Annotated in this window: 10 protein-coding genes; 4 read left to right on the forward strand and 6 right to left on the reverse strand. The window is 69.6% G+C overall.

Features of this window, described 5'->3' with window-relative positions:
* Positions 1-121: 121 nt before the first annotated feature.
* The 3 genes from ACEPPI_RS30120 to ACEPPI_RS30130 are packed head-to-tail and all read right to left on the reverse strand — an operon-like array spanning position 122 to position 2,698.
* Entirely contained in the window at positions 122-889 is a 768-nt protein-coding gene (locus ACEPPI_RS30120) for an FAD:protein FMN transferase (RefSeq protein WP_373918433.1), read from the reverse strand.
* Positions 882-1,325 carry an FMN-binding protein gene (locus ACEPPI_RS30125; RefSeq protein ID WP_373918435.1) on the reverse strand — a complete coding sequence of 148 codons (444 nt, stop codon included), beginning with the start codon at positions 1,323-1,325 and terminating at the stop codon, positions 882-884. The genes ACEPPI_RS30120 and ACEPPI_RS30125 overlap by 8 nt, the downstream gene beginning before the upstream one ends.
* 11 nt (positions 1,326-1,336) lie before the next feature.
* Entirely contained in the window at positions 1,337-2,698 is a 1,362-nt protein-coding gene (locus tag ACEPPI_RS30130; RefSeq protein ID WP_373918436.1) for a ferric reductase-like transmembrane domain-containing protein, read from the reverse strand.
* A gap of 169 nt (positions 2,699-2,867) precedes the next feature.
* Here ACEPPI_RS30130 and ACEPPI_RS30135 point away from each other — a divergent pair, with 169 nt between their 5' ends.
* Positions 2,868-3,602 carry a response regulator transcription factor gene (locus tag ACEPPI_RS30135; protein ID WP_373918437.1) on the forward strand — a complete coding sequence of 245 codons (735 nt, stop codon included), beginning with the start codon at positions 2,868-2,870 and terminating at the stop codon, positions 3,600-3,602.
* The gene (locus ACEPPI_RS30140; RefSeq protein ID WP_373918438.1) at positions 3,599-5,023 is read left to right on the forward strand and encodes an ATP-binding protein; all 1,425 of its coding nucleotides are present in this window, start codon (positions 3,599-3,601) and stop codon (positions 5,021-5,023) included. Before ACEPPI_RS30135 ends, ACEPPI_RS30140 begins: the two co-directional genes overlap by 4 nt.
* 69 nt (positions 5,024-5,092) lie before the next feature.
* Here the strand turns inward: ACEPPI_RS30140 and ACEPPI_RS30145 are convergent, their stop codons facing one another.
* On the reverse strand, positions 5,093-5,221 hold the full coding sequence (locus ACEPPI_RS30145; protein WP_373918439.1) for a hypothetical protein: 129 nt from the start codon (positions 5,219-5,221) through the stop codon (positions 5,093-5,095).
* A gap of 127 nt (positions 5,222-5,348) precedes the next feature.
* Here ACEPPI_RS30145 and ACEPPI_RS30150 point away from each other — a divergent pair, with 127 nt between their 5' ends.
* Positions 5,349-7,046 (forward strand): DUF4158 domain-containing protein, encoded by a 1,698-nt coding sequence (locus ACEPPI_RS30150; protein ID WP_373918440.1) that lies wholly within the window; start codon positions 5,349-5,351, stop codon positions 7,044-7,046.
* Positions 6,938-8,323 carry a transposase gene (locus ACEPPI_RS30155; RefSeq protein ID WP_373918441.1) on the forward strand — a complete coding sequence of 462 codons (1,386 nt, stop codon included), beginning with the start codon at positions 6,938-6,940 and terminating at the stop codon, positions 8,321-8,323. The genes ACEPPI_RS30150 and ACEPPI_RS30155 overlap by 109 nt, the downstream gene beginning before the upstream one ends.
* 145 nt (positions 8,324-8,468) lie before the next feature.
* Here the strand turns inward: ACEPPI_RS30155 and ACEPPI_RS30160 are convergent, their stop codons facing one another.
* Positions 8,469-8,771, reverse strand: coding sequence for a hypothetical protein (locus tag ACEPPI_RS30160; RefSeq protein WP_373918442.1), 303 nt, complete (start codon positions 8,769-8,771; stop codon positions 8,469-8,471).
* Between the two features lie 347 nt (positions 8,772-9,118).
* Positions 9,119-9,277, reverse strand: coding sequence for a profilin (locus ACEPPI_RS30165; RefSeq protein WP_373918443.1), 159 nt, complete (start codon positions 9,275-9,277; stop codon positions 9,119-9,121).
* Positions 9,278-9,361 lie beyond the last annotated feature (84 nt).

Genomic DNA, 9,361 nt, shown 5'->3' on the forward strand with positions numbered 1-9,361 from the left:
CCGTCATGTCGGTCGGCCGTGAGCTCGACCAGCACCACGTTCTGCACGGTATCGCCGAGGCCGCGCCTTGTTTGTTGAGCATCCGGATGAGCTCTTCAAGGATGCCGCTTCAGAGCCCGTCTCATGAGCCGTATCGGCGGAATCCCGGCGTGCGCCATTCCTGGCCGTCGGGCAGGACCGCGAGGGCTTCGTAGCCGTCCAGTGTTTCCACCCAGTCCCTTGCGCCGTCGCCTCGGGCGAACGCGGCGGTGGCGTACGTGTCGGTCAGGGTCAGTGCGGGTCCGACCAGGGTGAGGGAGGCGAACGCGGTGACCGGGGTGCCGGTGTGCGGGTCGAGGATGTGGGCACCGCGTTCGGCGGTGCCCGAGGTGGCGACGGCCAAGTCGTCGTCGGCGGTGATGACGGTGGCCAGTCTGCCGGGGTGCAGCGGGTGGGCGATGCCGATGCGCCAGGGGGTGCCGGGGCCTGCCTGGCCGCGGATCTGGAGGTCGCCGCCGCCGTTGACGCAGGTGTGGTGCGCGCCGGCTTCGTGGAGGAGACGCGATGCGGCTTCGGTGGCCCAGCCCTTGACGAGTCCCGAGGGGTCGAGGGCCCCCGCGGGGATGACGCTGAACCAGCCGTCGGTGACGTGGGCGGCCTGGGCGCAGAGGGACATGACTTCATGGACCTCCGGTGGGCAGTCGGCGAGGTGGATCTCGCCGCGGTCGAGGCGGCTGATGTGGCTGTCGGGCCGGTACGTGGAGAACACGGCGTCGATCTCGTGGAGTTGCCGCACTGCTTCGGTGAGGGCGCGGTGGATGGCGGGGGTCGGTTGGTCACGTATGTCGAAGGAGAAGACGGTGCCCATGACGTGTTCGACGTGGCGTAGGCCGCGTGCGGTGTCAGGCATGGGCCTGGTCCAGGGCGTTCTGCAGGGATTCGATGTAGCCCTGGCTGGTGTAGCTGGCTCCGGAGACGGCGTCGATGTGCGCGCTTTGGGCTCCGATCGCTTCCTGGGTGAGGCGGGGCAGCGCATAGGAGGAGATCTGCCGGTCGCGGCCGCGTCGATCGGGGGCTTGGAGGACGGTGATCGAGGTGATCTTCCCCTGGCTGAGGTTGGCGGCGACCTGCACGGTTCCGTAGCGGGTGTCGACGGGATCCCCGGTGAATGTGCCCGTTCCTGTGGACGTGCCGGGGTCGGAGGTCCCGGGGGTGCGTGGTGACGAGGAGGCGGTGGGGGAACGGGATGGCACGCCGACGAGGGCCGGAGGCTGATGGGGCTTGAGGGCGAGCAGCGAGACGACGACGGTGCTGATTCCGGTGGTGGCGAGGACGGCTCGGCGCATGGTGGTTCTCCTCAGAATGCGAACGACTCGTGGTGGATGCGTCGGGCCGGGACGCCTGCTTCGCGCAGGGCCTGTATCGCGGCCTGTGTCATGCCGGGCGGGCCGCAGAGATAGACGTCGTGCGCGGCCAGGTCCGGCACCAGGGTGGTCAGGCCCTGGGCGGTGAGGGGCGAGGAGTATGCGGTCGGTTCGTCGACGACGTAGTGCACGGTGGTTCGGCGGTGGGCGGCTATCGCGTCGAGTTCACCGCGCAGGGCGAGGTCTTCCGGGCGGCGGGCCCGGTAGACGAGGGTGACCTGGCCCGGCAGTGTCTCGAAGAGCGTGCGCAGGGGGGTGATGCCCACGCCGCCCGCCAGGAGCAGGACCTTGGGGGCGGTGCGGCGGTGCGCGGTGAAGCCGCCGTACGGTCCCTCCGCCCACACCCGGGTACCGGGTGCCAGGCGGGCGAGCGCGGCGCTGTGGCCGCCGGCGGCCCTGACCGTGATGCGCAGGTGGTTCGGGTGCGCGGGGGCGGAGAGGGAGTAGGGATTGGCGCTCCACCGCAGTCCGGGGGTCAGGAAGCGCCACCGCAGGAACTGGCCCGGCAGTCCTCCCAGCTCGTCCAGGTGCTCCCCCGTGAGGTGGACGGAGACCACGCCCGGTGTCTCGGGGTGGATCGCTGTGACGCGCAGGCGGTGGCGCAGTCCGCGCCGCAGGGGAACGGCGAACCGGTACCAGGCGAGCAGTGCGGCGACGCCGAGGAACAGCGCGTACCAGGCCGCCTGCGCGGCGCGGTTCCCGACGAAGTCCGCCCCGTTGGAGAGCTGGTGGCCGAAGGTGAGGAAGACCGCCAGGTAGGTGGCGAAGTGGAGGTAGTGCCAGGTCTCGTAACTCAGCCTGCGGCGGGCCGCGCGGGCCGAGAGGACTCCGGTGGCCAGGAACAGCAGGAACCCGGCCGTGCCCTTCAGGAGGTCGGGGTAGTGCAGGACGAGCGTGGCGGTCTGGCCCACCACGTTCGCGTGCGAGGTCAGGGAATATCCCCAGATGATCAGCAGGGTGTGGGCGAGGGCCAGGGACACGGTGCAGCGGCCGCCCCAGGCGTGCCAGCGGGCGAGCCGGTCGGTGCCGACGGTGTGGTCCAGGAGCGGCACGCGGGCCATGAGGGCCAGCAGGACCGCGCAGGCGTAGCCCGCCAGGAGTCCGGTGATGCGTCCCGCCCCCGTGAGCCAGCCCGCGGGGCCGACGACCGAGGTCGTGTCGATCCACCACAGGACGAGCACACCGGCGCCGCCCGCCCAGATGGCCAGCTGAGCCAGGAAGGGCACGGCGTTGTGGTACGGGCGCCCGTGGCGGGACCTGCGGCTCGCACGGGTGCCGGTGAACGCGGTGGTCATGGGTTCCTCCGGGTGGGCACTCGCGCCGACGATCGGCGGCCAGCCTGACAGCCCAACCTTTGAGTACCTTCTGAAACGACCCCACCGACCCGCTCAGCACGGATTCAGAGGAAACTCAAAGACTCGGCGCACCCTGCCCCGGCCCGGGCCGGGGGATGCTGGAGGAACCATGAACGAGCCTTACAGCGCCCCGCTCCTGCACCGCCCCGACGGAGAGCCCGTGCGGATCCTCGTCGTCGACGACGAACCCGACGTCACCGACGTACTGGCCGGAGTCATGACCAGCGAGGGCTGGCAGGTGCGCACCGCCGCCGACGGCGCGACCGCGCTCGCGACAGCCCGCACCTTCCGGCCCGACGCGGTGGTCCTGGATCGGATGCTGCCCGACCTCGAAGGCCTGCAGGTCCTGCGCAGCCTGCGGCGTCAGGAGCCCCGCGTCTGCATCCTGTTCCTGACCGCCCGCGACGCCGTCGAGGACCGGATCGCCGGCATCACCGCGGGCGGTGACGACTACGTCACCAAGCCCTACAGCCTGGAAGAAGTCCTGGCCCGGCTGCGCGGCCTGCTCCGGCGCGCCGGCATGACCGCCGAGCCGGGCACGAACGTGCTCACCGTCGGGGACCTCGCCATGGACGAGGAGGCCCGGGAGGTCAGACGCGGCGGCGTCACCGTCGACCTGTCCCGGACCGAGTTCGAACTCCTGCGCTTCCTCATGCGCAACCCCCGCCGGGTCCTGTCCAAGGCCCAGATCCTCGACCGGGTCTGGGCTTACGACTTCGGCGGTCGCGCCCACGTCGTCGAGCTCTACATCAGCTACCTGCGCAAGAAGATCGACGCCGGACGCACCCCCATGATCCACACCGTGCGCGGCGTCGGCTACGTCCTCAAGCCGGACACGCCGTGAGGCCCCCGGTCCCCCGCACCCTGCGCGGCCAGCTCACCGCCGGGCTCGTGACCCTCCTCGCCCTCGCCTGCCTCGCCGTCGGCATCACCACCGCCCTCGCCCTGCGCGGCTTCCTCATGAACCGTCTGGATGAACAGCTCGCCGCCTCCGGAGGCCGTTTCGCCGCCAGCCTGGAACACGAGGCCAAGCCCGACGCCGACAACCGCCCAGACACCCGCGGCCAGGCCGAGGCAACCTTCGGCGCCCGCCTCCTGAACGGAGCGGTCACCCAGGCAGCTGTCGTCGATCAAGCCAACGATCGCGCCCTCCCGCTGACCGCCGGGGACCGGCGCGCCCTGGCCGGGGTCCCTGCCGACGGACACGGACACAGCATCCGTCTCTCCGCTCTGGGCAAGTACCGTGTCACGGCCGTCGAGGGTGACGACCAGGACATCCTGATCACCGGCCTGCCGCTGCACCCGGTGGAGGAGACCCTCCACCGCCTCGAATCGGTCGAAGCCGTCCTGTTCGGCGCTGCCCTGGTGGCCACCGGCACGGCCGGAGCCCTGTGGGTACGGATCTCCCTGCGCCCCCTCCGGCAGGTCACCGCCCGGGCCGCGGAAGTCGCCGGGCTGCCCCTGGCCAGCGGCGAGGTCGCGATGCCCGGTCCGCTCCCCGATACCGACGCCGACACCGAGGTCGGCCAGGTCGGCACCGCCCTCAATCACATGCTCGGCCACGTCGAGGACGCCCTCGTACGCCGCCACGCAAGCGAGGAACGGCTCCGACACTTCGCCGCCGACGCCAGTCACGAACTGCGCACTCCCGTCGCGAACATCCGCGGCCACGCCGAACTCGCCCTGCGTCACCGTGGCCCCGTACCCGCCGACGTCCGCCACGCCCTGGAACGCATCGACGGCGAGTCCCAGCGCATGACCCGCCTCGTCGACGACCTGCTCCTCCTCGCCCGCCTCGACGCCGGCCGCCCCCTCGAACACGAGCCGGTCGACCTGACCTTGTTGATCCTGAACGCGACGGACGACGCACGCGCTGCGGGCCCTGACCACCGCTGGCTCCTCGACCTCCCCGAAGAACCCGTCACCGTCACCGGCGACGCCCACCGCCTCCAGCAGGCCGTCGCCAACCTCCTCGCCAACGCCCGCACCCACACCCCACCCGGCACCGAAGTGACCATCACCCTCGCCACCGGTCGGACCGGCGTATCCGTCAGCGTGAGCGACAACGGACCAGGCATCCCCGAAGGCCTCCAGTCCGAAGTCTTCGGACGCTTCGTCCGTGCCGACCACGCGCGCTCTCGCAGCACGGGAAGCACCGGTCTCGGTCTCGCCATCGTCCACGCCGTCATCACCGCCCATGGCGGAACCGCAACCGTCACCAGTAGCCCGGGACACACCGACTTTCGCCTTACCCTCCCCGGCTGAGCGCCTGGCCCGGCCGGCCCCGACGTATCAGGGGCATTGCAAAGTCTGATGATCTTGTGAGTGGGCTGGTCAGGCGATGCCCAGGAGGTCAAGTGGGCGGGTGAACGGTTCGTAGGAGGCGTGTCGGAGGCCGGCGGCGACGTTTTGGTGCCCGGCTGTGCGGACGGTGTTGATCGCCAGGTTGCGCAGGGTTGCCATGTTCTCGGCCCTGTTCTCGTATAGCTACGGCCAGGTGGCGTGTAGCGCTGTGTGACCGCCTTTGCTTCGTTTCCCGCCCCTGGCCGTCTCGTTGAGCTGAACGAGTGATGGGGAAGGGGCGGGCAGGATGCAGCAGGACTGGGAGCCGGAAGACCTGATCGAGGTCTGGACGCTGCTCGAAGACGACATGAAGAGGCTGCGGAACAAGTCCGGGGCGACCCGGCTGGGCTTCGCGTTGTTGCTCAAGTATTTCGAGGTGGAGGCCCGGTTTCCGGAGTCCGCCAAAGAGGTGCCCGCGGCGGCGGTGGACTACGTGGCCCAGCAGGTGAAGGTTCCCGCCGGGGCGTGGGCGGACTACGACTGGCAGGGCGACCGGATCAAGCGGCACCGCAAGGAGATCCGGGCCGCGTACGGGTTTCGGGCGAACACCGAGGAGGATCAGGAGCGGCTGGCCGAGTGGCTGGCTGCTGAGCTGTGTCCGGTGGAGTTGTCGCGTGATCGGCTGGCGGCGGCGGTGGTGGCCCGGTGTCGTAATGACCACGTCGAGCCGCCGGCCCCGGGGCAGGTCGGGCGGCTGGTGGGCAAGGCGGTCAAGGACTTCGAGGCCGAGTTCTGCCGCAGCAGGGTGGAGCGGCTCTCGCACGCGACCCGCTCGCGCCTGGAGGACCTGGTCGCCGGCAGCGAGGACGAGGTGGCCGGGGAAGCGGGCGGTGAGGGCTCGGTGGCGGGCGGCGGGCGGTCGCACTTCGCCGAGCTGAAGGCCGACCCGGGGGCGCCTGGCCTGGAGAGCCTGCTGGCGGAGGCGTGGCGGGCGCGGGCGTCGAAGGAGTACCCGGCGAACCTGGAGCGGATGAAGCCTGCCCGGAGGCTGACGCTGCTGGCCGCGTTGTGCCATGTGCGGCAGACGGAGATCACCGACTCGCTGGTGGACCTGTTCATCCAGCTCGTACTGAAGATCAACACGCGGGCGGAGCGGAAGGTCGACAAGGAGCTGAACGCCGAGCTGAAGAAGATCCGTGGCAAGGAGGGCATGCTGCTGCGGGTCGCGGAGGCGGCGTTGTCCGAGCCGTCCGGCACAGTACGGCGGGTGATCTACCCGGTGGTCGGCGGGGAGAAGACGCTGAAGGCCTTGGCGGCGGAGGCCGCGGCGAACGAGGCCCGCTACAAGGCGCGGGTCCGTACGGTGCTGCGTTCGTCGTACTCGGCGCACTGGCGGCGGATGCTCTCGCCGCTGCTGGGCGCGCTGGAGCTGAAGTGCAACAACACCGCCTATCGGCCGGTGATGGATGCGATCGATTTGCTTCAGCGCTATCTGGAGCAGCCGTTGAAGGAGGGGGCGTTCTTCGATGCGGCGGAGAGCGTGCCGTTGGCGGGGGTGGTGCCGGATCAGTGGCGGGCGGCGGTGGTGGACGACAAGGGGCGGGTCGAGCGCATCCCGTACGAGCTGTGCGTGCTGGTCGCGCTGCGGGACGCGGTGCGCCGGCGGGAGATCTGGGTGGTGGGGGCGAACCGGTGGCGCAACCCGGAGGACGACCTTCCCGCGGACTTCGAGGACAACTGGGACGTGCACTACGCCGCGCTGGGCCAGCCGCAGGACGCCAAGGAGTTCATCGCCGCCCTGCAAGGCAAGCTCCGCACCTCGCTGGACCGCTTCGACCGCGCGTTGGCGGAGGGCACGACGGGCGGGGTGGCGATCGTCAAGAAGCACGGCGAGCCGTGGATCAGGGTCTCCCCCGGGCGAAGCAGGAGGAGCCGGAGTCCCTGGTCGCCGTCAAGGGAGAGATCGAGCGGCGCTGGGGCACTATCGACCTGCTGGACATCCTGAAGTACGCCGAGTTCGACACCTGCTTCATCGCCGAGTTCACCTCGGTGGCCACCAGAGAGAACCTGTCCAAGGACGTGCTGCGGCGCCGCCTGCTGCTGGTGCTGTTCGGGCTGGGCACGAACATGGGCATCAAGCGGGTCGCAGTGACCGGCAAGCACGGCGAGTCCGAAGCGACCCTGCGCCGGGTGCGGCACCTGTTCGTCAACCGCGCCAACATGCGTGCGGCTCTGCGCAAGCTGGTGAACGCCACCTTCGCCGTCCGGGACGAGATGTGGTGGGGCACCGGTACCGCGTGCGCCTCCCACAGCCGCAAGTTCGGCGCCTGGTCCTCGAACCTGATGACCGAGTGGCACCAGCGCTACCGCGGCCCCGGCGTGATGATCTACTGGCACGTCGAGCGGAAGTCGGTGTGCATCTACTCCCAGCTCAAGAGCTGTTCGGCCTCCGAGGTCGCCTCGATGATCGAGGGCGTGCTGCGGCACTGCACCGACATGGAGGTGGACCGGCAGTACACCGACACCCACGGCGCGTCCATCGTCGGCTTCGCCTTCGCCCACATGCTCGACTTCAAGCTGATGCCCCGGTTGAAGAACATCGGCTCCGCGAAGCTGTACCGGCCGGCGGCCGGTCAGGACGAGACGTGGCCCCACCTCGCGCCGGTGCTGTCCACCAAGACGATCAACTGGGAGCTGGTCTCCCAGCAGTACGACCAGATCGTGAAGTACACCACCGCCCTGCGCCTGGGCACCGCCGAGGCCGAGCAGGTCCTGCGCCGCTTCACCCGGGGCGGCCCCAAGCACCCCACGTACCAGGCGATCGAGGAACTCGGACGGGCGGTGCGCACGGCGTTCGTGTGCGACTACCTCGCCGACGTCGAAATGCGCCAGGAGATCCACGAAGGGCTCCAGGTCGTGGAGAACTGGAACTCCGCGAACAAGGACCTCTTCTACGGCAAGGACGGCGACCTGGCCGGGGCCGACAAAGAGTCCCAGGAGGTCAGCATGCTCGCGCTGCACCTGGTCCAATCAGCATTGGTGCACGTCAACACGCTGCTGATGCAGGAAGTCCTGGCCGACCCGACGTGGGCGGACAAGCTGACCGACGCGGACCGGCGGGCGCTGTCGCCGCTGTTCTGGACGCACGTGAATCCGTACGGCCGGTTCGAGCTGGACGTGAACAGCCGCCTGGATCTGGACCTGTCCCTCCGGGCGACGGTGCCCGGCCCGCGCACCCCGCAGGCTGAAGCGGCAACAGCCCCCGCCCAAACGACGGCCTGAGCCGACGCGCCCTGCCCCCCCTGCCTCTTGCAGGCGGGGCCAGGCTTTCCGGCGACGCAGTCGTCGGGAGTAGTGCAGGAGGTGGACGGTGCGGATGACGCGGCCGACCTTGCGGAAGGCGGTAGGGCGCAGTGTGGATAGGGGGTTAGTCGCACCCCTGCTCGATGACGTTGTCGGCCACCTTCAGGAAGCCCGCGATATTCGCCCCGGCGCGGGCCCCGACCGTCACGCCCGCTGGGGCTGTGCTTGCCGCATACACCGCGACAGCGTTTCCCGATCCGTCCACGACCGTCAGCCCCGCCGGCATGACGCTCCCGCCGCTGAGGACGAGCTGAGCGACACCCTCTACGTACCGGAGGCTGAGCGTTCCGAGGTCATCGGGCTTGACCTCGGCGGCCGGGATGGTGACCGATTCCGATACCTGGATGCCGCCTTGTTCGTCTGCCATGCCGATGCCCCTCGTTGGTCAACGTGCTGCTTACCTGGTCAGAGCGTTGCATGTCCCAGAGGCACCAGGCTGTCCCAGTGCGGGTAATTGGCTTGGAATGGGCATAGCGACCTGAAACTGTTCACCTATGGACGGGGAAGTCGGGCAGTTGGCCGCCGACGTCGACGAGGTCCGCCAGGATGCGCCAGTGCCACTGCCCGTGCGTGGCCGACGCGAGTCAAGGAGGGATGCGCCCGAGATATGCGCCCCAACGGGATGATCTTGAAGCCCTGATTCGGTCGGATCTCCGTCGGCGGCGTGCAGCGGGGTCGCGTTCGGCGACGTACCGGTGCTTCTGCCCTGCCCGTCTAGCAGTTGTTCTCGATCAAGCTGTCCGCCACCTTTTCCACCGCCGAGGTGGCATCTCCGGCCCGCTGGCCCTCACCGTAGAGGCCAACGATGATCGACTTGCCGGTGCTCACAAGCCGGACGCCGCTGGTGCCTAAGGGCTTGCAGATCATTAACACGTTGTCTCGATCTTGCTTTCGGGATCGCTGCTCTGGGCGAGGACCCGAGCCTGGAGGGGCACGAGGGCAGCGGGTGGGGTGGTC

This window comes from Streptomyces sp. AB3(2024) (assembly GCF_041862025.1).
Classification (GTDB): Bacteria; Actinomycetota; Actinomycetes; order Streptomycetales; family Streptomycetaceae; genus Streptomyces.